18 protein-coding genes and 1 pseudogene are annotated in these 22,124 nt (G+C 71.7%); 6 read left to right on the forward strand and 13 right to left on the reverse strand.

Annotation, left to right across the window (positions count from 1 at the left end; translation table 11 throughout):
* Positions 1-278: 278 nt before the first annotated feature.
* From FGD71_RS02835 to FGD71_RS02845, 3 genes are all read left to right on the forward strand, one after another.
* Positions 279-1,919: a sensor histidine kinase gene (locus FGD71_RS02835; RefSeq protein ID WP_119098757.1), complete on the forward strand. Its 1,641-nt coding sequence runs from the start codon at positions 279-281 to the stop codon at positions 1,917-1,919.
* Positions 1,907-2,554, forward strand: a complete 648-nt coding sequence (locus tag FGD71_RS02840) for a response regulator (RefSeq protein WP_119098793.1) — start codon at positions 1,907-1,909, stop codon at positions 2,552-2,554. Before FGD71_RS02835 ends, FGD71_RS02840 begins: the two co-directional genes overlap by 13 nt.
* A gap of 175 nt (positions 2,555-2,729) precedes the next feature.
* Positions 2,730-3,641, forward strand: coding sequence for an SDR family NAD(P)-dependent oxidoreductase (locus FGD71_RS02845; RefSeq protein ID WP_119098758.1), 912 nt, complete (start codon positions 2,730-2,732; stop codon positions 3,639-3,641).
* Positions 3,642-3,736: 95 nt separating this feature from the next.
* Here the strand turns inward: FGD71_RS02845 and FGD71_RS02850 are convergent, their stop codons facing one another.
* On the reverse strand, positions 3,737-4,894 hold the full coding sequence (locus tag FGD71_RS02850) for a sensor histidine kinase (protein ID WP_119098759.1): 1,158 nt from the start codon (positions 4,892-4,894) through the stop codon (positions 3,737-3,739).
* 168 nt (positions 4,895-5,062) lie between these two features.
* Here FGD71_RS02850 and FGD71_RS02855 point away from each other — a divergent pair, with 168 nt between their 5' ends.
* Positions 5,063-5,434, forward strand: a complete 372-nt coding sequence (locus tag FGD71_RS02855; RefSeq protein ID WP_119098760.1) for a DUF4333 domain-containing protein — start codon at positions 5,063-5,065, stop codon at positions 5,432-5,434.
* A 49-nt stretch (positions 5,435-5,483) separates the two neighbouring features.
* On the opposite strand, the gene FGD71_RS02860 is transcribed toward FGD71_RS02855, so the two are convergent.
* The 5 genes from FGD71_RS02860 to FGD71_RS02880 form a co-directional block, all read right to left on the reverse strand.
* Entirely contained in the window at positions 5,484-6,530 is a 1,047-nt protein-coding gene (locus tag FGD71_RS02860; RefSeq protein ID WP_240436360.1) for a LacI family DNA-binding transcriptional regulator, read from the reverse strand.
* Positions 6,531-6,623: 93 nt separating this feature from the next.
* Positions 6,624-7,952 carry a glycoside hydrolase family 27 protein gene (locus FGD71_RS02865; protein WP_240436361.1) on the reverse strand — a complete coding sequence of 443 codons (1,329 nt, stop codon included), beginning with the start codon at positions 7,950-7,952 and terminating at the stop codon, positions 6,624-6,626.
* 51 nt (positions 7,953-8,003) lie between these two features.
* Positions 8,004-9,521, reverse strand: a complete 1,518-nt coding sequence (locus FGD71_RS02870) for an alpha-N-arabinofuranosidase (protein ID WP_119098761.1) — start codon at positions 9,519-9,521, stop codon at positions 8,004-8,006.
* A gap of 351 nt (positions 9,522-9,872) precedes the next feature.
* Positions 9,873-10,100, reverse strand: a complete 228-nt coding sequence (locus FGD71_RS02875) for a DUF397 domain-containing protein (RefSeq protein ID WP_119098762.1) — start codon at positions 10,098-10,100, stop codon at positions 9,873-9,875.
* Complete coding sequence (locus FGD71_RS02880) at positions 10,097-10,960, reverse strand: helix-turn-helix domain-containing protein (protein ID WP_119098763.1); 864 nt, start codon at positions 10,958-10,960, stop codon at positions 10,097-10,099. Before FGD71_RS02880 ends, FGD71_RS02875 begins: the two co-directional genes overlap by 4 nt.
* 127 nt (positions 10,961-11,087) lie before the next feature.
* Between FGD71_RS02880 and FGD71_RS48375 the strand changes: the two are divergent.
* Together FGD71_RS48375 and FGD71_RS02890 are read left to right on the forward strand one after the other, a co-directional pair.
* Positions 11,088-11,288, forward strand: a pseudogene (locus FGD71_RS48375) (RNA polymerase sigma factor); the annotation flags it as partial.
* A 1-nt stretch (position 11,289) separates the two neighbouring features.
* On the forward strand, positions 11,290-11,931 hold the full coding sequence (locus FGD71_RS02890) for a hypothetical protein (protein ID WP_119098765.1): 642 nt from the start codon (positions 11,290-11,292) through the stop codon (positions 11,929-11,931).
* 154 nt (positions 11,932-12,085) lie between these two features.
* Here the strand turns inward: FGD71_RS02890 and FGD71_RS02895 are convergent, their stop codons facing one another.
* The 7 genes from FGD71_RS02895 to FGD71_RS02925 form a co-directional block, all read right to left on the reverse strand.
* The gene (locus FGD71_RS02895) at positions 12,086-13,468 is read right to left on the reverse strand and encodes a protoporphyrinogen/coproporphyrinogen oxidase (protein ID WP_338120033.1); all 1,383 of its coding nucleotides are present in this window, start codon (positions 13,466-13,468) and stop codon (positions 12,086-12,088) included.
* A gap of 1 nt (position 13,469) precedes the next feature.
* Positions 13,470-15,068 carry a class I adenylate-forming enzyme family protein gene (locus tag FGD71_RS02900; RefSeq protein WP_119098767.1) on the reverse strand — a complete coding sequence of 533 codons (1,599 nt, stop codon included), beginning with the start codon at positions 15,066-15,068 and terminating at the stop codon, positions 13,470-13,472.
* 122 nt (positions 15,069-15,190) lie between these two features.
* Entirely contained in the window at positions 15,191-16,171 is a 981-nt protein-coding gene (locus FGD71_RS02905; protein WP_119098768.1) for a UbiA family prenyltransferase, read from the reverse strand.
* A complete protein-coding gene (locus FGD71_RS02910; protein ID WP_119098769.1) occupies positions 16,168-17,628 on the reverse strand; it encodes an FAD-dependent oxidoreductase in 1,461 nt (486 codons plus the stop codon). The genes FGD71_RS02905 and FGD71_RS02910 overlap by 4 nt, the downstream gene beginning before the upstream one ends.
* Positions 17,628-19,430, reverse strand: coding sequence for a class I adenylate-forming enzyme family protein (locus tag FGD71_RS02915; RefSeq protein WP_119098770.1), 1,803 nt, complete (start codon positions 19,428-19,430; stop codon positions 17,628-17,630). Before FGD71_RS02915 ends, FGD71_RS02910 begins: the two co-directional genes overlap by 1 nt.
* On the reverse strand, positions 19,427-21,265 hold the full coding sequence (locus FGD71_RS02920) for a CoA transferase (protein WP_240436362.1): 1,839 nt from the start codon (positions 21,263-21,265) through the stop codon (positions 19,427-19,429). The genes FGD71_RS02915 and FGD71_RS02920 overlap by 4 nt, the downstream gene beginning before the upstream one ends.
* On the reverse strand, positions 21,262-22,077 hold the full coding sequence (locus FGD71_RS02925; protein WP_240436363.1) for a class I SAM-dependent methyltransferase: 816 nt from the start codon (positions 22,075-22,077) through the stop codon (positions 21,262-21,264). The genes FGD71_RS02920 and FGD71_RS02925 overlap by 4 nt, the downstream gene beginning before the upstream one ends.
* Between the last annotated feature and the right edge of the window lie 47 nt (positions 22,078-22,124).

Genomic DNA, 22,124 nt, shown 5'->3' on the forward strand with positions numbered 1-22,124 from the left:
GGACCTCCTCGTCCTCGGGGGGCCTCCTCAATCTAGGCAGGTGCCTCCTCGACGGGAACGCGAGCAATGACCCAACCGGCTCGGCGCTTCGACAGGGCGGCGAACAGGTCGAATGACGTAGTCCGGCGCCGAAACCGCGGGGCTACGATGCTGGGGCCGACCGCGAGTCACTCCCCGTCCGCTCACCAGCCTGCTCGGTCTGCCGACGTGCCACCAGGGCATCGGCGGCCTTCGGGGTTCGCCACTCGCCGATGATGACCATGATGAGGAGATCGGCCATGTCCGGTTCGCCGCTCGTGGGGTGGGACGATGTCGCCGCCGTCGCGCCGGACGGCCTCGCCGTACTGGACGACGCGGGCCGTTTCGTCCGCCTCAACCCGGCGGCGGTGGTGTTGTGCGGCGCGGGCGAGGAGGCCGAGCTGCTCGGTTCGCCGTCCCCGTTCGCGCTCCTGGAGGGCGCCGCCGCGGGCCAGGTCGGTCCGCTGGAGGAGCAGCCCGACGAGCAGCCGGACGAGCAGGTCGCCCACTGGGTTCCTGCCGCCGGAACGCGGCGCGAGTTCGCCTACCGGGCCCGCAGACTGCCGGCCGACCCGAAGTTCACGGTCGTGTCGTTCCGCGACGTGACCGACGCATGGCACCGGCAGCGCAGGATCGCGGCGATTGCCCAGACTTCGATCGCACTCGCCTCGGAGGGATCGCTCGGCTCGACCCTTGACGCAGTGGCCCGGCAGATCGTCCAGACCGACGGCCTGGCAGGCGTACAGATCCTGATCCTGGACGACACGGGCCGGGAACTGCGGCTGATGGGCGCAGCGGGGCTGCGGCACTGGGACGCCTTCCTCGACCGGCTGCTGGAGTGCCGCGACCGGGGCGCCCGGCTGTGCATGCTGGACACCCTGAAGGAGCGCAGGCCGATCGTCGTTCCCCACCGATGGGAGCAGATCCGCACGGACCCGGCCTGGGCACCGCTGCACGGCTACCTCGGCGAGCTGAACTGGGATTCTTTCGTCAGCGTTCCGCTGATGGCGCGCGGCCGCGCCGAAGGCGTGCTGAACGCGTACTTCGCGCCCGGGCAGGAGATCGGCAGCCGGACCCTGGAGTTCCTCGCCGCCATGGCGGAACAGGCCGCTCTCGCCGTCGACTACGCCACCCTGCTGCAGCGCGAACGCGAAGGGGCCCGTCGCAACGAGCGCCAGCGCCTCGCCCGCGATCTGCACGACTCGATCGTCCAGCAGGTGTTCTCCATCGGCATGCAGGCCAACGCCGTCGGGGTGCTGGGCGCGCGCGGCGGACCGGTTCCCGCTCAGACCGTACGGAAGTTCGCGGACGAGATCGGGGCACTCTCGCAGACCGTCCTCGCCGACCTCAGGGCGATGGTGCACGAGCTGCGCCCGTCCTCCTCGACTCGGCTCGGGCTGGAGGACGCGGTGAGCGCGCTCGTCAAGAGCACCGCGAACCGGACGGGCATCGTCATCCGGTTGTTCTGCGAGGCGGAAGAGGAACTCGAGGCGGTCGAACCGGAGCTGGCCGAGGACATGTACCGGATCGTCGCGGAGGCCATCCACAACGTGGTCAAGCACGCGGAAGCCACCGCGGTCACCATCCGCCTCGGCGTACGCGACCACACGCTGACCGCGCGCGTCCGCGACGACGGTCGCGGACTGCCGGAGAGCGGCGGGACGGCCGGTGCCGCCTGGGACCACGGCTACGGACTGACGACGATGCGGGAAAGGGCGGAACGATGGGGCGGCACCATGAGGATCAGATCCGGAGCGAAGAACGGTACGACCGTGAGCGTGGTCATACCCCTCCCCGTACGGGTGCCGGAGTCGGCGCCCGTGGACTCGGACGGCTCGCGGAGCGACCCGGGGACGGTGCCCCTGCAAGAGACACCGAACCCCGCCCGATCCGGGTCCTGATCGTCGACGACCACGCCGTCGTACGCCGTGGCATCCGGGCCTACCTGGAGGTCCTCGACGACATGGAGGTGGCCGCGGAGGCCGCCGACGGGCAGGAGGCGCTCACCAGGCTGGACGCGATGGCGGCGCACCGGGAACTGCCGGACGTGGTGCTGATCGACCTGCTCATGCCCAAGATGGACGGGGCCACGGCGATCGGAATGATCAAGACGAGTCATCCCGACGTCCGGGTCGTGGTGCTCACCAGTTTCGGCGAGATGGAACGCGTCCACGCCGCGCTCGCGCAGGGAGCCGCGGGCTATCTGCTCAAGGACGCCGAAGCGGGCGAGGTGGTCGCCGCGATCCGCGCGGCCGCCCGGGGCGAGGTCTTCCTCGATCCCGCGGTGGCCCGGGGGCTCACCCAGGAGATCGTCTCGCCGCCGACCGGGCTGGCCTCGCTCACCAGCCGGGAACGCGACGTCCTCGTCCTCGTGGCCGAGGGGCGGTCCAACCAGCAGATCGCCGACGAGCTGGTGATCAGCGAGCGCACCGCACGCACCCACGTGAGCAACGTGCTGCGCAAGCTCCGGCTCACCTCGCGGACCCAGGCCGCGCTGTTCGCGGTGCGGCAAGGGCTGGTACCGCCGCGGGCTTGATCCTCGTACGGGCTGGGCCGCCGCGGGGCGACTGACCCGCCGACCGCGACGGATGTCCCGGACCGGCCGGGACACAGGCCGGGGCCGGATGCCGTCATCGGCGGGATCCTCGCGAGCCCGGAACCTTCCTACGCTCGGGAGGTCGCCGTACGGACGCCCAGCTCAGGAGGACATCATGCTCGACGGACGGGTTGCCATCGTCACCGGTGCCGGCAGAGGTCTGGGGCGCGCCTACGCCCGCGCGCTGGCGGCGGCGGGCGCCGCCGTCGTCGTGAACGACCTGGACGCCGAGGTGGCCGCGGAGACGGCCGACGCGATCACGGGCGCGGGCGGAGCGGCCGTCGCCCACGTGGGCGCGGTCGGCGGTTCCGAGTTCGCCGACGCGCTGGTGCGGCGCGCGGTCGACGAGTTCGGCCGGCTCGACGTGATGATCACCAACGCCGGTGCGCTGCGCGACCGGACCCTGCGCAACACCACCGACGAGGACTTCGACCTCGTCGTCACCAGCCACCTGCGCGGTACGTTCACCTGCGGCCGCGCCGCGGCGGCCCGCTTCCGTGAGCAGGGCGAGGGTGGCCGGCTCATCCTGGTGGGATCGCCGGCCGGACAACGTGCCAGCTTCGGCCAGACCGCGTACTCGGCCTCCAAGGGGGCGATCGCCGCGATGACGCGCACCTGGGCGGTCGAGCTCGCGAAGATCGACGTCACCGTCAACGCCATCGTGCCGACCGCGCTGACCCGCATGGTCGCGACCATGGCCGGACTCGGTGACCTCGTGGCGAAGGTCGACGCGGGGGAGCCCGTGCCCGAGGCGGCACGGCGACAGGGCCTGGGCTCGCCGGACGACGTCGCACCGTTGATCGTGTACCTGGCGTCGAAGGAGTCGGCCCACGTCACCGGACAGGCCATCGCCGCCGGGGGCGACCGGATCGCCCTGTGGACGCACCCCGGTGAGGTCGCGGAGCAGTTCCGGCCGGGCGGCTGGACGGCCGAGTCGGCGGGTGAGCTCTTCTCCGGTGCCTATGCTGACCGGTTGCAGGAGTTCAGGCCCACACCACTCGACCTCGACGCCGTCGCGGAGGGATGACCCACTCCGGCCGCACCGGGAAAAGCAAGCGGGCCATGTGCAGTCGGGGTGACCGCACAGCGAACCGGGCGGGCTGTTCCCCGCCAAAGCCCCGCTCAGCGTCCCACCGGGAAGACGGCCCGGATCTCCCAGCCGTGGTGGGCGCGCGGCCCCGCGTACAGCTCGCCGCCGAGCGCGGTGACGCGTTCGGTCAGACCGACGAGGCCGAAGCCGCCGCCGTGCGCGGCGGCCGGGAGTTGGGAGCCGCCCCGGCCGTCGTCCGACACCGACACCCCCAGGCGACCGGCCTCGCGTCGCAGCTGGACGGTGATCTCGGTGGCGTCGGCAGCGTGCCGTCGTACGTTGGTCAGCGCCTCCTGGACGACCCGGAAGGCCGCCGCCTGCACCTCGTGCGGGATGTCGCCGGGCAGCGACGGGTCGCGGTGCACGGTGACGTTCTGGCCCGGGCTCGCGAACCCTTCCGTCAGCTCGACGATGGAGGCCAGGTCGCCCACCGGGCGGCGATCGGCCGCCTCCTCACCGGTGTCGCGCAGCACGCCGACCGTGCGGCGCATCGACGCCAGGGCTTCCGTCGCGGCGCGCTCGATACCCGCGAGGACGGGGTCGAGCTCGTCCGGCCGGCTGTCCGCCATCATCCGGGCCACCTGGGTCTGCACGAGGATGCCGGTGACATGGTGGGCGACGAAGTCGTGCAGGTCGGCGGCGATGGCCAGGCGTTCGGAGCGGCGGGTCTCGCTGACCGTGACGGTGCGGCGGTAGTCCAGTGAGCGCAGGTAGACGGCGAGTCCGGCGATGAGGCCGATGAGGATCAGGCCCACGACCAGGAACCCGGGTGTCTCGCCCCGCACCGACCGGGTGTACCGCACCGGCAGGGCGAGAAGGGCGACACCGTTCAGCACGCCGCACACCACGGCCCAGGGGCGCGGGCAGTGCCGTACGGCGATGAACAGCAGACACAGCAGCGTCGCCGCCTCGCCCGGGCCGAACAGGATCGACTGGCCGATCAACGGCGCACCCGCCGAGTACACGAGGGAGAGCGCGGCGGGTACGGCGGTGCGCAGCTGCGGGGTGAGCCATTCCGGCCGCCGCACGGCCGGAACCAGCAAGGCGGCGAGCCCGACCAGCAGCACCACCGTGATCGGCCAGACGCTGTAGCCCGAGCCGCCCGCGTAGAGAACGTCGACGACCGACGCCGCGAGCAGGAAGCCGACGCCGAATCCCTGGGCACAGCCCCGGCCGGAAAGGGAAGCCATGCGGGTCACCGTATGCACAGTCGCCGGCAGCCGTATCGGCCGAATGGCCGAAGGGGCGGTCAGCCGTCGCGCCATCCCTGACCTTATGGCCGAGGCGCGCGCCCGTGCCCGCGGACGAGGGTGGACCCCATCCTTCCCACGGACACAACGGACACACAGGAGTACGTGATGCAGCGCAGCAAGTTCGTCGTCGGCATCGTCGGCGGGGCGACCGCCGTGCTCGCGATCGGCGGTGTCGGCACCTACCTGCTCTCCGGCACCGAGTCGACCAGCGAGCTGGACGAGCACACCACGGTGACCGTCGGAGGCCAGAAGGCCCTGGCGGGCGACATCGTCGCGGGACGCGCACAGAGCAAGTACCACCCGCTCCCCTGGGTCGGGGACAAGGTCTCCGCAGTCACCTGCCCCACCGGCCTCAAGGCCGTCGCCGGGGCCACCCTCACCTGCACCGGCAAGAACAACGACGGCAAGAACGTCGATATCCCGGTCACCGTGGTCAAGGCCACGAGCGACTCCGTCACCTGGAAGTTCGAGCGATAGATCCGAGCGGTAGATTCGAGCGCGGGGTCAGAGCGCGGGGGGCGCGGGGTCAGAGCGCCGGGTTCGATCGCAGCCCGGGGCCGCCCGTCGACTCCCGGACCACCACGGAGAAGTCGCTGACGAACTCCTCGCGGTCCATCGACTCCGAGCCGCCGGGATCGGTCTGCTCGATCCGCCTGGCCAGCAGGTCGACCGCCCGCTGCGCCATCCTGGCGTGGTCCGGATCGATGGTGGACAGCGAGGGGACGAGGAACTCGCTCTCCTCGATGTTGTCGAATCCGATCACCTTGACCTGCTGCGGCACCCGCACCCCGGCATCGGCCAGACCACGCAGCACGCCCATGGCCACGGTGTCGGTCACGCAGAACACGCCGTCGAAGTCGAGCCCGCTCTCCACCATCCCGCGGGCGCGTCCGGCACCCGCGCGCAGGGTGAGCGCCTGCACGGTCTGCACCAGGTCGGGGTCCTCGGGCAGACCGGCTGCCCGCAGCGCCTGACGGTAGCCCGTGTGCCGGAGGCTGGACACGTCGACCTCCACGGTCACCGGCCCGCGCAGCACCGCGATGCGCCGGCAGCCCCGCTCGATCAGGTGGCGGGTGGCCGCTTGGGACGCGTCGACATTCGGCATGGCGACGTGATCGACGGGACCTCCGAAGATCCGCTCGCCCAGGATGACCACCGGGTAGTCCACCTTGAGCCGTTCGACATCGGCCTGACCCATGCCCACCGTGCTGAGGATGAGCCCGTCGTAGAGCCGGTTGCGCGACAGGGACAGCGCGTCGAGTTCGTTCTCGCGCGAGGCGCCGGTCTGCTCGATGCACACCCGCAGGTCGTGCCGCTCGGCCGCGGCGATGATGGCGGCGGCCAACTGACCGTAGTAGGAGCTGTTCACCTCGGGGACGGCAAGACCGACGGTACCGGTCCGGCCCTTGCGCAGATTGCGGGCCGCCACGTTGACGCGGTAGTCGAGGCGGGCCATCGCCTCGAGGACCTTCTCCCGCGTCGCGCTGCGTACGTTGGGATGGTTGTTGATGACGTTCGAGACGGTCATCGCTGAGACTCCGGCCGCCTTCGCCACGTCCTGGATCGTTGCCACGTACGCCCCCGGGGTCTGTGGTCTTCGCGAAGCCCCCGACATCATCGCATCTCAGCCCTGCCTCGCCGGTGCGAGGCAGGGGCTCGGCCTGGTTCAGGCGATGGCGCCGGAGGGCCCGGAAGGCTCGGACGGTCCGGACGGGGTGAGGCGGTAGAGGGCCGCACCGTGGGCGGGCAGGTCGGCGTGCAGCGCGTGGCCGTCGTGCGGGGTGTCGGTGCCGGTCCACAGTTCCCGGACACGGTCGTCGGGCCGGGCGCCTATCGAGCCGAGCGGGACGGTGACGCGCTCGGGGCGGTCGGCCAGGGAGAACACGGCGGCGTAGCGGGCATCCCCGTCGGTGTCGCGGGCGGTCCACAGGACGAGGTCGGTCTCGCGGAGTACCTCGCGGTTGTCGCCGCTGTGCCACAGGACGTCGAGGGCTTCGTCGTTGGTGAGCAGTTCGATCGTCTCCGGCGGGCTGGTGGGCAGGTCGCCGCCCATCATCAGCGGCGAGCGGGAGATCAGCCACAGCGTCAGCAGGCTGATCTGCTCGGGACGGCTCAGGGCGCTGACGCGGTCATCGCCCCTCTCGGCCCGGATGCCGATACGGCCCAGGGGCAGCATGTCGGCGTCCGCCCAGCCGCGTTCACTCTGCCACGGAGCCCACCGGGCCATCCGGGCGAACTGGGCTTCCACGTCCTCCCACCGGTCCCACAGGTCGTCGCAGACCCGCCACATCGTGGCGGTCTCCCGGAGATGGTCGAGGTGGGCGAGGGAGACGTCCGTTCCGGGAGACAGGCTCAGCTCGATGGGCCGGCCGCTGCGCGCGATGGCACGGGCGTACGCGGAGATCTCCCGCTCGTGGTAGGGGAACAGCATGTCGTCGGCCTTGATGAAGTCGACGCCCCACCGGGCGAATTGGGCGACCTGGGCGTCGTAGTACGCCTGCGCGCCCGGATGGTCGTGGTTCAGGCCGTAGTTGTCGGAGTTCCAGGGACAGACGGAGCCGGTGTCGGCGATCTCGTCGGCGGTCCAGTCGGTACCTGCCACGGGCAGGCGGGCGTCGACGGCGCGGCGCGGGATGCCGCGCATGATGTGCAGGCCGAAACGCAGACCGAGTTGGTGCACGCGGTCGGCCAGCGGCCCGAACCCCGCGCCGTTCGCCGCCGAGGGGAACCGGTTCGGCGCCGGCATCTGGCGGCCGTGGTCGTCCAGGACGAGCGGGGCGTCCGCGTTGTAGCCGTGCGCGCGGGCCGTTGGGTCGTACCACTGGATGTCCACGACCACGGTGTCCCAGCCGTGCGCGAGCATGTGGTCCCGCATGAAGGTCGCGTTGGCGAGGACCTCCTCCTCGGTGACGGTGGTGCCGTAGCAGTCCCAGCTGTTCCAGCCCATCGGCGGACGCAGGCGTCGTGCGGGAATCGATCGTGCGGAGCGGGTCATGTCTGAACTATTCCTGACGTCGGTTCTCGTCATGAGGCGGGTGGCGGTGGGTCAGCCCAGCGAGGTCTGGACGGTGAGGAACGAGTGGGGCGGCAGCGTCAGGGCCAAGCCCTGGCCGGTCGCCTTCAGGCCGTCGAAGGGGCGCGGGCGAACCGCCGCGGGGTTGGCCGCGGTGTTGTGGGCCTGCAGCCCGTCGGCCGTCAGGATGCGGGCGGTCGCCTCACCGATCGAGCCGCCGCGCAGGTCGAGCGTCACCTCCGCGGGCTCCTCGGCGTCGAGGTTGGACAGCGAGATGAGGACCGATCCGTCCTTGACGCTGGCCGAAGCGGACAATGTGTCCAGTTCGGCGTCTCCCACACGGCGGCGTGCGCCCTCCGTACGCAGGTGAACGGCGAGCGAGGCGGCGTCCTGGTGGCCCTTGTTCATCTCGAACACGTGGTACGTCGGGGTCAGGACCAGCGCGTCGCCGTCGGTGAGGACCATGGCCTGCAGGACGTTGACGGTCTGGGCGATGTTGGCCATGTACAGGCGGTCGGCGTGCCGGTGGAAGATGTCGAAGTGCGTGCCGGCCACGAGCGCGTCGCGCAGGGTGTTCTGCTGGTACAGGAAGCCGGGGTTGGTGCCGGGTTCGACGTCCCACCAGGTGCCCCACTCGTCCAGGACCAGGCCGACCGTGCGGCCGGGGTCGTAGCAGTCCATGACGGTGGAGTGGCCGGTGATGATGCGGTCGATCTTCTGGGCGGAGGCCATCGTCCGGTAGTAGTCGTCCGTGTCGAAGACGGTGGCGCTGCCCTTCGCCTCCCAGGGCCCGGCCAGCGTGTAGTAGTGGAAGGACAGGCCCTGGAAGAAGTTCTTCGGGGTGGCCTCGCAGCCGAAGCAGCTGATCTGCTGCATCAGCGTCTCGGTCCACTTGTAGTCCGCGTCGGTGGCGCCCGAGGCGATGCGGTAGAGCTTGTTGTCGCCGTGGTCCCGGCAGTACGTGGCGTACTGCCGGGAAAGGTCGGCGGAGTACTCGGCGCGCATGTTGCCGCCGCAGCCCCAGGTCTCGTTGCCGATGCCCCAGAACTTCACACGCCAGGGCTCCTCGCGGCCGTTGGCCTTGCGCAGCCGCACCATGGGGCTGTCGCCGTCGCGGGTCAGGTACTCGACCCACTCACTCATCTCCTGGACGGTGCCGCTGCCCATGTTGCCGCTGATGTACGGCTCGGCGCCGAGCAGTTCGCACAGGGCCATGAACTCGTGGGTGCCGAAGTGGTTGTTCTCCTCGACGTTGCCCCAGTGGGTGTTGACCATCCGGGGCCGCTGGTCTCTGGGGCCGATGCCGTCCTTCCAGTGGTACTCGTCGGCGAAACAGCCGCCCGGCCAGCGCAGGTTGGGGATGTTCAGGGCGCGCAGGGCCTCGACGACGTCGAGCCGGATGCCACCCTCGTTGGGGATCGGCGAGTCCTCCCCGACCCAGAAGCCACCGTAGATGCAGCGGCCGAGATGCTCGGCGAAGTGGCCGTAGAGGTGGCGGCTGATCTTCGGACCCTCGATGTCGAGGTTGATGACCGCGGTGGCGTTGGCCACGGAGTACTCCTGGGGGTGGGGTGGGGTGGGGTGGGGCGAGCATTTGTATCGATAAAATTTCGCATCGGCTTACGGACGTGTCAAGAGAGGTGCGGAGACATTCGGCGGTGCCGGTTGCACGGTGCCTGCACTGCACGGAGTGGGTGGTAACGGCCGACCGTAGCGGTCGGCCCGCCGTCCGGTTGCCGGACGTTTACGGACTGCGACGAGGAGCGGGAGAAGTGAGCCGCGCACCCCTACTTCGCGAATCGGCTTCGGCGGGCGGTCGACAAGGGACAGTGGTGTCCCAACTCGTAAGCAGAAGAGCCCTGTTCCGGCTGGTTCGGCGCGGGGTGCTCGTGCGCGCTGAGGTCAGGAACGGGTCGCGTATGTGAGGAAGGCAGTCCATGTCGCCGGGGCAAGGGCGAGTTGTGAGCCCTGCTTCACCTTGGAGTCGCGGACCTGGATTGTGTCGGGGCGGGGGGTGACGTCGACGCAGTGGGCGCCTTCGGAAGGCCAAGACAGAGCCACCTCGACGCAGTCTCCCGACCCGCTGCTGCTGTGGCTGCTCTTGAACCAGGTGAGTTCTGTGGTGCTCATAGGGCTCCTCGCATCCGCTCCAACAGGCCCAGGGAGTCGTCCAGGGGGAGAGCCTGTGGGCGCATCCTGGCATAGCGCATCTGGAGGGTGCTGACCACCTTCGAGTCGGAGACGAACTGGCCGCTCTCCTGCCCCTCGCAGTAGCCGAACCACTTGTTCTCCGGTGTTTCGAGTAGTTGCAACGGGCCATGCAATCCCGCATGGTGCTCCCGCGCCTGCGGCATCACCTGAACCTCCACGTTGCGCAGCTCAGCGAAATCCAGCACGCGGTCGAGGAGATCCCTTGTGACCTCTGCCCCACCCGTCCTCCGTAGGAGCAAGTGCTCCTCCAGGATGAAGCTGAACGCCGTGTTCGGCCGCTCCCGCAGCAGTCGTTGCCGTTCGGCCCGCGTCGCCCATTGGGCCTCGATCTGGTCGTCGCCCAGGGGCGGCAACTGGTCCACGAACAGCGTGCGCGCATACGCTTCGGTCTGCAACAGTCCAGGAATCAGACGGCACTCGTACGTATACAGAATCACCGCCTCTGCCTCCAGCCGCGCCCATTGCCGGAACCAGCTCGCGAGCCCCGGCTGCCGCGAGAGATGCCGCGCCGCTCCCCTCAGTGTCCCGAACGCGTCCAGGACCTCCTCCGCCCGCTCCACGAAGTCCGGCGGAGGGAAGCGGCGGCCCTGTTCGATCGAGGCCACCGTTGGAACCGAGTAACGCACCTTCGGCGCGAGCTCCTCCTGTGTCAGGCCTGCCCGCTTACGGAACGACTTGACCACCTCGCCGAACGCCTTCAGGCTGTCCGATGCCTCTGGTTCGCTGCCGCCCGCCGAGGGCCCCGCGTTACCGCCCGTTCCGCCAGTACCATCCGCCATGCCAGGACACCTTTCGCACGCCCGCCTCGCTCCTCCCCGCCCAACCCCGCCATGGTCACGGTCAGTTACGCATACTGTCCACTCTCCGCACCCGTACGCTGACCCAGCGTACCGGTCGCTGGCGCGGCTTCTTGCCTTGGCGGTGGCGGAGGAGTTGGAGTCGATGCCGGCGGCGCAGCGGCAGGTACTGGTGCTGCGCTACTACGCGGACCTGCCCATCCGTGAGATAGCGCTGGTCCTGCACGTCCCCGAAGGAACGATCAAAAGCCGTTTGCACACGGCCCAGGCAGCGATGCGGGCGCGGCTGCGCCAAGTGAAGGTGATCTGACATGACTCAGCTGACCGGCCCGGAGGAGCATCAACTGCGGCTGGCCCTCGGCATGATCGGTGAAGCGGCCGGCGGTGACGAACCCGACCCTCCGCCCAGTGCGCTCCCCGCCCGGCGGAAGCGTCCCGGCACCATCGTCGGTGCCCTGGTCGCCGTGGCCGCCCTGGCTCTCGTTCTCCTGGCATATGGGCTTGCGGACGGCGATTCAGGCGGAGCCCAGCAGGAGCAGGGGCAGGCGCTGAGCCACACGGAGATGATTGCCTGCTCTCCGATGATCGTCGAAGGAGACGTCGTGGCGGTACGCGATCACCCCGGACAGGACGATGCGGTCAAGGTGACCCTCACCGTTACGGAATGGATCAAGCCGAGCCAGGGCGCTGAGCGGCAGATTCAGTTCACCGCCCTGAGCGCCAAGGAGATGGGCGAGTATCCCTACCGGAAGGGCGAGCACATGCTGGTGGTCGTCAGGGACCGTCCCGACGAGCCGGCCGACACCTTCCGCGTCGACGGGGCGGGGACTTCACGAACCCTGGAGTTCGAGCGCAACCGGATCGATCAGAACCTGGCAGCGGCAGCGAAGACGGAGTGCCCCGCTTTCTGGCGCCACAGAGATGAAGACAGCGGCGGGCGGGCGGACAGCTGACGTTCGTGGTGGTGTGGTCCAGCAGCGCCTCGGGCCGCCACCGATCCTGCGTGGACCGGTGGCGGCCCGAGGTCTGGGAGGAACCAACAGCATCCACCAGGGCCGTCGAGGATCGGCGTACGGCCGGACGCATGCCGAGGAGCGCGATACCCGCTCATCCCCGGTCGGCGCTCAGGACGCGCTGTGCGGCGAGGTGGCCCGAACGGACGGCTGCCTCGCTGTTGGGGCGCAGCATCACCCAGTCGCCGGCGTACTCGACGCGTCGGACGGGACGGTCGAGGAATGCCCGCCGCAAGCGCAGCGCGGCCGGTGTCGCCTCGGGCAGGCCATGGGGCCAGCGCGCCACGAGCGTGGCACGCGTGGCTTCCGCGAGCCCCGGCAGGTAGCGCTCGCCGCGCCGGCGGAGCGTGGCCACGATCTCGTCGTCGGACCGCTCCAGCAGGGCCCGCGAGGAGTACGGGGAAGCGAAGAGGCTGACGAGGCCACAGCCTCTCGGCACGCGGTCGGCAGCCTTGATGTGGTCGAGCATGGCGCCGGCGAAGACCTGGTCGTCCACGGCGGAGACCTCCAGCGCGTAGGACGGCCTGCGGGTCGGACTCGGCAGCGGGCGGTCCAGCAGGCACATCACCTTCAGCATCGGGCAGTAGGTGCTCTCCGCGAGGTAGGGGCGTTCGTCGTCCGGCAGCGCGGTGTGCAGCGTGAGCGCCACGGGTGCGGGCACCGCCAGGACGACACGCCGGGCCGTCGCGGTCCTGCCGTCCGCCAGGTGCAGGCGTACGGCGGCGTCCCCCGGCTTGACGGCCACGACGGACGTACCCGTGACCACATCGACACGCTCGGCCAGCGCCCGGGCGAGCGTGTCCATGCCGCCGCGGTACGTCACCCAGCGCGTCCCCGCGCCGCCCACGGCACGCAGGAGCGCCGCCATGGGCCCGATCGCCGAGTGCTCCGCCTGCCAGCCGAAGAGGCCGCCGGCCAGCGGCTGCAGCAGGTAGTCGTACAGGTCGCGGTGGTAGCGGCGGGCGTAGGCGGCGATGGTCGCGTCCCGCATCGGCGTCGCCTCGGGGGAGTCCTGGTCGAAACGGTTTCCGCGGGCCATGAGCGCTCCGGTGAACCGCAGCCACGCGAGACGGCCCCGCCATGACATGCCCGCACCGGTGATGAACCCGGCCGGATGGCCGAAATTGGCGTGGGCGCGGCCGTCACGCCAGATCGCGATCCGGCCGCCCACGGGGACGACGGCGTCCTGGGCAGCCCCCATCGTCCGAAGCAACTCCCAGGTGGAGTCGTAGCCTCGCGTGGCGATCTGTTCCGCGCCCTCGTCGATGACATAGCCGTCGTGGTGGCGGCTGGCCATGCGTCCGCCGACCCGGTCGGCCGCCTCGAAGACCCGTACCGACCTGCCGGCCTCGGTCAGCACGTGGGCACTGGTCAAGCCGGAGATGCCGGCTCCCACGACGGCGACGTCCACATCTGTCTCGGTCATCGGCTGGGTGTCCCTCACGGTGTCGACGGTTCTCAGTGGCGGTGACGTGATGTCAGGTCCAGTGGCCGGTGCCGTACGGCGACGCTCCGTCGAGCAGCCGGTCGCGCAGCTCCTGTCGCCGGACCTTGCCCGTCGCGGTGAGCGGGAGCTGGTCCGCGGTCAGGAACACCGGTTCGTCCAGTGGCGGCAGGTCGGCCACGGCCCGGTGCCACACGGCGCCGTCCAGCGGCCGGCCGCCATGCGTCACGAGCACCGGCAGCGGCAGCCCGCTCGCCCGACCGAGCACCACCGCCTCCATGACCTCCTGGAGCCGGTCGTGGAGTACGTCCTCGATCTCGACGCAGCTGCCGCCGGGCACCGTGTCCACCTCGCGGTCGAGCAGCACCAGCCGGCCCGAGCGCGTCCTGACGCCGAGGTCTCCCGTGGCGAACCAGCCGCCGGCCAGCTTGGCCCGCAACCGCTCCGGCTCCCCGACATACCCGGTGCACAACGCCGCCGTCCGGGCCAGCACCAGGCCGGGGCGGCCCCGCGGGACAGGACGCAGCGTCTGCGGATCGACGATCCGCAGCCTGGCCTTCCCGGGGACCGGCCGTCCGAGGTCACGGGTGGTGGGATGGCGCTCACCGGTCGCGCGTACGGACTTTCTGGTGAGGCAGCGGAAGGTGAGCGGCCCGGTCTCCGACTGCCCCCACACCTGTACCCACAGCGGCCGGCGCCGTCGTGAGGCGGCGAGGAACGTCCGTACCGCGGGCGGGTGGATCGCGTCGAAGGTGTTGACGTACAGCCGCACGTTCCGGAACGGGTTGTCCGGCGAGGACGCGAGGGGCTGCCAGCGTACGAAGGCGGAAGGCACCGCCTCCAGCGTGGTCGGCGGATGGGCGCGCAGCACAGGCTCGGCTCGCCGCGGGTCGAAGCTGTCCAGGATCACCACTTCGCGCGGGGCGAGCCACAACACGCTGAGCGTCCAGGCGAGTCCCCGCCCATGGGCGTACGAGGTCGCCTGCGCGACGGTGTCGTCGCGGCGGCTGGAGACGACCGGCATGCGACGGGCCTCGGCGGTGACGATCCGGTGGATCAATGTCGTGGTCGAGTGGACGACCAGCTTCGGGATCCCCGTGGTGCCCGAGGTGTGCATGATGGCCAAGGGCGCGTCGTCGGCGGTTCGGCGGGGCGGCGGTGGCCGGTGGCCGCGCACGTCCGCCACCGGGACGGCACCCGGTGCGGGGCCGTCGAGGGTCAACGTACGGCGGACGCATGCCGTCAGGTCGGTCCCCGCCTCGTGGGCGGCCCTCAGGGTGGCCGCGGTGGTGACCAGAGCCGTCGCGTCGAGGCGTTTGAGCAGGACCTGGAGCGTCTCGGGCGGCAGGCGGTCGGAGATCAGCGCCGGCAGCGCGCCGATACGGGCGGCGGCGCAGGCGAGCAGGACGTAGTCCCAGTGGTTGGGCTTGATCACGGCGACGCGTTCGCCCGGCCCGACGCCCAGTGCGGCGAGCCGGCCCGCGGCCTCGGCCACCAGGGCGGCGAGGCCTTCGCCGTCGTACGCGGTGCGGTCGTCGTCCGCGAGGTCCAGCGGCCGGCTCAGGTGGACCGTCGTCCGGCTGCCGTGGTCGGCCAGGACGTCGAAGAACGGTCCGGGGGAGGGGAGGCTCATACGCATTCCTTGTTCCGACAGGGACGGCGGCGGACGACGGCGGCGGACGGCCGCGGACGAAGGGACCGGCGGATCGCTCGGGCAGGGGCTGGCGGGCGACAGGCGCCACAGGTCCGACGGGGTCACGCCGTACCGGCTCCCAGCAGATTGGCCGTCACCAGCGCGACGACCAGGATCCGGTGAGCCCGGATACCGGTCAGCCGGGCGCGCAGCACATCGCCGCGCACCATGCCGACGGTGAACTGCACGGCGCGGGTCACCGTCACCGGGAGCAGCACGAGCGGGAACCACCACGGAGCGACCCCCAGCGGTGCCGCGGCGACGATCACGGCGGTCTCCAGCAGACAGAGCGCGCCGACGAACACGGTGTTGCCGCGGGAGGAGAGGACGCAGGCGGCGGTCGGTCGGCGCACCGCCCGGTCACCGGCGATGTCATGGGTGTTGGAGTAGACACCGAAGAGCAGGGGGCCCAGACCGAACAGGAACGCCTCCACCACAGCGAGGCCGGTGATCCGCCCGGTGAGCAGACCGTAGGACGGCAGCACGAAGGCCCAGCCGACCGCGGCGAGGAACACCTCCTGGAATCCGCGGTAGCTCAGCCGCAGGCCCCACGAGTACTGCGGGATCACGACAGCGGCGGCCACCAGGCCGAGCACCGCCCAGGCCGGCCGCGAGGGCGCGGTGAACACGGCCGTCGCCCAGCACAGGGCGCCGGCGACGAGTGCTCCCCGGGCGAAGCGGACGGCGTCCGACTCGTGGAGCGTTCCGGCCAGCAGCGGCTTACGGGCGAGCTTGCGCGCCGGCGCGTCGGGGCCGTAGTTGGTGGCGTCGCTGCCGTCCCGGTAGCCGGTGACATCGTCGAAGGCGACCGCCGCGGCGACGAGGCACATCTGACCGAGCAGCAGCGCGGCCAGCGTGGCTGACACCGGCCCGCTGAGCGGTTGTCCCGGGAGCAGTGACCAGACGACGACCAGACTGAGGTAGTAGTCGATCATGCCGGCCTTCGCCAGCCGGAGGTATGCGCGCAGGCGCGCCCCGGTCGACCGGCCGGAAGGGAGACCGGACGGAACCCTCGTGGGCCCCACGGTGGGGGAGTGGGTCATCGTGCCCCTCCCGAGTGGTCGAGAACGTCGACCGCCGAGCGGCTCGCGGGCGTACGGTGCTGCGTTCCCTGTGCTCGGGCGCGGGCCAGTGCACCCAACTCGGCGTTGGTCAGGGGCGGTTGACCGGCGGGCGGTGCGGCGGGACCTCGTGCGGCGGTGAGCAGCATCGCCGGTGTGAGCAGCCGCGCGGGCGGCACCGTCAGGGCGTAGACCCCGATCACCTCGCGCTGGACGAGGGGATCGTGGTCCGCGATCGCGCCGAGCCGGTCCAGATAGCGGTCCCGCAGCCGGCTCGTCCGCGGCCCTCGCGCCCCGCGTGTCAGCGGGTTGCGCTGATCCACCCCGGCCGCGATCTGCCAGGCGGTGTCCGCGGCCCTCGTCACCGCGCGCTGGGCGTCGCGTGCCGTGTGGCCCCCGGCGTTCGTCGCGTACGCGTCGCGCAGGGCCAGAGCGCCCAGCGCGGCGACCGAGACGCCCTGCCCGTAGACCGGGTTGAAGGTGCAGGCCGCGTCCCCGAGGACGACGAAGCCCTCCGGCAGGCGGCGCATGCGGTCGTAGTGACGGCGGCGGTTGGCGGTACGGCGGAATCCCCGTGCGGGGCCCGCCGGTTCGGCGAGGGCCAGCAGCTCCGCGATGAGCGGGTGCGGAAGCCTGCGGGCGAAGTCGAGATAGCCGTCGGCGCCGGACGACGGTGTCGCGCCCCGGGTGCCGAACAGGGTGACCAGCCACCGGTCGTCCTCCACCGGCAGCAGAAGACCGCCCCGGCTCACCTTGCGCATGTCGAGCTGCATGTACACGGCCGGGAACCGCGCGGCGAGTGCCGCGGGCACGTGGTAGGGGCGCGTCGTGTAGGCGACGCCGCTGTCGACGACGGTCTCGGGCACGGCCAGACCGAACCGGGCGAGCCAGCGCGGCGCGGCGGAGCCGTGGCCGGAGGCGTCCACGACGACACTCGCGTCGAGGGACGTGAGGGTGCCGTCGGCGCGGTGACGGTACACGACGCCGGTGACCCGGCTCGCGTCGCCGAGCAGACTGATGACGTCGGTGCCGGACAGCAGTGTCGTACGGGCGCCTGCGACGAGGCGCTGGCGCAGCACCCATTCGATCAGGCCCCGGGTGCAGGTGAGGAGGGATTCCCAGGGGCCGTGCCGGGCCATCCAGCCGAACGGGCTGCGCACCACGATGCTGCTGGGCAGGCCGACTTGGGGAGCGCCGGCGTCGGACAGGGCGGCCAGCGTTCCGGGAGCCAGAGACTCGATCGCGGTGGCACCACGCGGCAGCAGGACATGCGCGTGATGACCCTGCGGGGCGCCGGGCCTCGGCGCCGGCCCGTCCGGCAGGTGGTCCCGGTCGATCACGGTGACCCGGTCGACGACCTCGGCCAGTGCGAGTGCGGCCAGCAGCCCGGCCACACCCCCGCCGATCACCACGCCGTGCTTGCGGTCGCAGTCGCCCATCAGCGCACTCCCTCTGGGGTCGGCCGGGCGGGCGGAGCGGGTGTCTCCCGCTCGCTTCCGCTTCCGGAGCTGGTGGTGGTGCCCGTGCTGGTGCTGGTGCCTGTGCCCGTGCCTGTGCCTGTGCCCGTGCCCATCCCCGTGCTGGTGCCGGTGGGCGTGCGGCCGGCCGCGAGCCGGGTCAGGGTCTTCCGGCAGACCTTGCCGGTCGGGCCGAGCGGCAGCTGATCCAGCGTCAGCACGTGGTCGGGCAGTTTGCGGCGTTCCAGCCCCCGCTCACTCTCGAGGTAGGTCCGGAGCGCGACGAGGGTGGGCGGCTTCGAGCCCGGGCGTGTGGCCAGGCAGGCGCACAGCCGCTCGCCCAGATCCGGATCGGGCACCGGGACGCACGCCACGTCCGCGATCGCCGGGTGACCGCCGAGATGACGCTCGACCTCGGCGGGGCTGATCGTGTGGCCGCCGCGGATGACGGTGTGCCGGAGCCGATCGAGCACCCACAGCTCCCCGTTGTCGTCGATCAACCCGCGATCCCCTGTTCTCACCCAGCCGTCGTGGGTGCGGTGGGCGGCGTCGAGGTCCGGCGCCGCGAGGTAGCACAGCGGGGTCATGGGGCCGCGTGCCTGGATCTCGCCGGCCTCGCCGGGCGGTAGCCCGCGCCCCCGCGGCCCGACGACCCGGATCTCGGCCACGGCGGGATCAGGCCGCCCCACGCGGCGCACGTCGTCCGCCGGACGGGCCCAGACGGTGTGGCAGTTGACTCCGTCGGACGATCCGTAGACGTTCACCAGCGGGCAGCCGAACCTGGCGAGGGCGGCGCGCAGGGTGCCCGGCTGCAGAGGGGCGGCACTGGAGACGACGGACCGTACGGAGGAGAGGTCCTCGCCCGTGACTCGCGGCGCGTCGGCGATGCGGCGCAGCATGGTGGGGACCGCGAAGACATGGCTCGGGCGGTGTCGCGTCACCGCTTCGAGCACCGCGGCGGGCTCGAAGCCGGGCGTGAGCACCAGCGTCCCCCCGAGCCGTACGAGGGCCACCAGCCCGAGCGAGCCATACGAGGACATGAGCGGCACCAGGACCAGGCAGCGCAGCGCGTCGCCACCGATCCCCAGCGCCCTGAGGTAGTTGCCCCGGCCGCCGGCCAGGGCGTTGTGCGAGTAGACGACCATCTTGGGCGCGGTCTCGGAACCGGAGGAGACCAGGATGCGGGCGGGGGCCTCGGGGTGCACGGCCGCCGGTTCCGGGGTATCAGCCGTCGCCGGACCGTCGAGCCAGGGATCGAGCGGAACACATCCGGGAGCGGGCGCACCGAAGGCGAACACGAACCGCAGGTCCGGCAGGTCCGGCCGCAGCCCGGCCAGGGTCCGTGCGAGTCGTCCGTCCTGCCACCCGGCCGTGGTGATCACGGCACTGGCCCGCGAACCGCCCAGCAGGGCAAGGGAGTCCTGGGTGCCCCGCCCGACGGGATACGGCAGCGCCACCGCACCGATCGCGGCCAGGGCGAGGTCCGTGGCGAGGGCCCGCCAGCCGTTGGGCAGTTGTACGCCGACCACGTCGCCCGCGCCGATGCCGGAAGCGGTGAGTGCCGTGGCGATCCGCTGGGCGCGCTCGTCGAGCGTCGCGTAGTCGAGTTCCCCTTCGGGGTCGATGACCGCGGGCCGTCGGGGGTGCTTCCGTACCTGTGCGCGGAAAAGCGTGGTGAGGTCCTGGTCGGGCACGAGCCCTTGCCGGGCGAATCGACGGCGCAGCTGTGCGGGTACCAGGTCGGGCACCGCGATGCCGTTGGCCGAGCTCCATGCCGCGGTCATGCCGAGAACTCCCAGGGGCTGTTGGGCAGCGTGCACTCGGCCCGGGTCAGCGCGGTGGCGAACCGCGGGTCGGCGATCAGCTCGGTGAGATCGGTGCACAGAGCGGCCGATGACACAGGGCCGTGCGGGACGTTCGCAGAGGCCGGGGCGTGTAGGGCGTCCGCGGTGACCCGGGTGTGTGGCGCGTCGGCGGTGGCCCAGGCATGTGACGCGTCCGCGGTGGCCCTGCCGTGTCTCGTCAGCACGCTCGCCGCGGACAGCAGCGACGTGTCCACGCGCCGGCCTCGTCCGGTGGTGGTGCGCGCCAGCAGGGCGGCGAGCACTCCTTCGGCGCAGACCAGGCCGCCGAGCACGTCCAGCAGCGTCATCAGTGAGGGCGTCGGTGGCTCGCCCGGACGCGCGGTGAGTCCGGCCAGCCCGCTGCCGGCCTGCACCAGGTAATCGGTGCCCAGCGGCGGGGTGGGGCCGAACGCCTCTCCCCAGCCGGACGCCCACGCGTACACGAGGCCGGGCCGGACCGCGGCCAGGTCCTCGGCGTCGAGTTCCCAGGCGGCCGCCTTGCCGGGAGCCCAGTTGTGCAGGAAGACATCGGCGCCGGCGGCGAGTTCACGCAGGACCGAGCGGCCGCCGAGGGTGTGCAGGTCCGCCTCGACGACCTCCTTGTCCCGGTTGAGCGCGAGGAACCGGGCGGAGCAGTCACCGGCCAGGGGAGGCACGCCGCGCGCCGGATCTCCGCCCGGCGGTTCGACCCGGATCACTCGCGCGCCCAGCAGGGCGAGCACGTGCCCGGCCAGCGGCCCCTGCACCCGCCGGGTGGACTCCACGACGACCAGCCCGCCGAGCGGGTGCCGGGGCGTGGGCGTGGGCGTGGGCGTCGGCTCGCCCGGTGCCGCCGGGTGCGCCGCGTGCCCGTCAGCGGGCAGTTCCGTGATGGTCCACGGTGCGCCGGACGCGAGAGCGTCCGCCGCGTCGAGGCCGCGGACAGGCACCACGCTGACACCCGCCTCGGCGGCCGCCGCGACAATCGCGGGATACGGATGCGCCGCGACGCCGCGGCGCAGCTCATCGGGGAGCGGGCAGACGGCGGCGGCATAGCGGTACTGGAACGGCCGCCAGCCGCGGGAGATCGCCTGGTGAGGGACGCCCAGCGCGCGCCAGAACCGATGCCAGTCCTCCGCGTCGAGCGTCTCGATCTCGAAGGTGACGTCGTCGGCGCTGGTGAACGGCGGTGCGGTACGCGCATCGGGCGGGCCGGCGGGCAACGGAACGGCAGGGGTGGGCTCATCGCCGGTCCCGCCGACCGCCCCGGACGCCGCTGCCAGGTACTGACTCATGGCGAGGAGCGCGCCCTGTGCGACGGAGGTGCGGACCTGGCGGATCCGGACTCCGCGGGTGGCGGAATGAAGCGCGGCGAGCACGCCGTGCACGGCCAGCACACCGGTGACCGCGGCTGCGTAGTCGAAGGGGAGCAGCGTGGGCCGTCCGTACCTGCGGCCGTGCACCTGGGCGATGCCGCAGGCGGCCTGGACCTCCGCCTCGGCCGCCAGAGGCAGTGCCACCGGGCCCGCCCAGTCGACGGCACATGTGATCTCGGCTCGGCCTCGCCCCGTACCGGCGGTGGCGACGATCGTCGCGGCGTCGCCGGGTTCGGTGCCGGTGCTCAGTGAACGATCGGCCGGCGCACAGCCGAGAAGCGTCAGATGCTCGGCCGCCACCGCCAGCGAGGTCGACGCGCCGAAGGAAGCCGCCGAAACGCCGGCGAGCGGGGGGCTCGACGTCTGCCCCCGTCGCCCCCGGTCGCGTACGTACTCCCCGACCGTCATCCCGACCGTCATCGTGGCCGCCGCCCCTGGACGGAGTAGATCGCGCAGGAGCTGGCCCGGAAGTCGGGGTGGCGCATCACCTCACGGACCTCGGCGAGTTGGGCGTCGGTCAGGCCGGCGGCGATGAGCCGGTCCCGTAGATGGTGGGTGTGGTGGATGAGCAGGTCGACGCCGGGTGACCCGGCGCGCCAGGGCATCAGGTACGGCACCGGATCGATGTCGGCCAGACCGGCGGCCCGCATGGCCGCGGCCGCGTGTCGGCCCCAGCTCCCGTCGGCACCCGCGTCCGCGAACATACGCGCCTTGGCTGCCAGAAACCGCTCGTAGAGCTCGGCGGCATCGCGACTGGGGGCCAGCAGAACCGGGCCGTAGTCGATGTCGAACTCGTCGAGCTGAAGGAGGCCGCCCGGACGCAGCGCCCGCACCAACTTGGCGAGTACGGCCTGCCGTTCGGGCAGGTGCAGCAGTACCAGCCGGGCGTGGACGAGGTCGAAGGCTTCCTCGGGCAGCGGGTCGCGTACCACGTCGTGACGCAGTACACGCAGGCCCGGCCGCGCCCGTAGATGAGCGGGGTCGATGTCGGTGGCCACCACCTCGCCGGTGGGGGCCACGCGTTCGGCGAGCCAGCGCGCGACGCTTCCGCCGCCGGCGCCCACCTCGAGGCAGTTCCAGCCGGCACGTACGCCGGTGGCGGCCAGCCGCGAGGTGGTGATCGGGTCGAGGGAGGCGGCGAGGCAGCGGTGCTGTTCGACCGCCTGTGTGTTGGCGTTGTCGAAGACGTATCCCTCGTGCCCTTCGCGTGCTTCTTGCAAGGGGAGCTGCACCGATGCTCCTGTTGGAGGGGGAGTGTCGGGGGTGATCGGGGCGGCCG

It is taken from the genome of Streptomyces sporangiiformans, from assembly GCF_005768555.2.
Taxonomy (GTDB): Bacteria; Actinomycetota; Actinomycetes; order Streptomycetales; family Streptomycetaceae; genus Streptomyces; species Streptomyces sporangiiformans.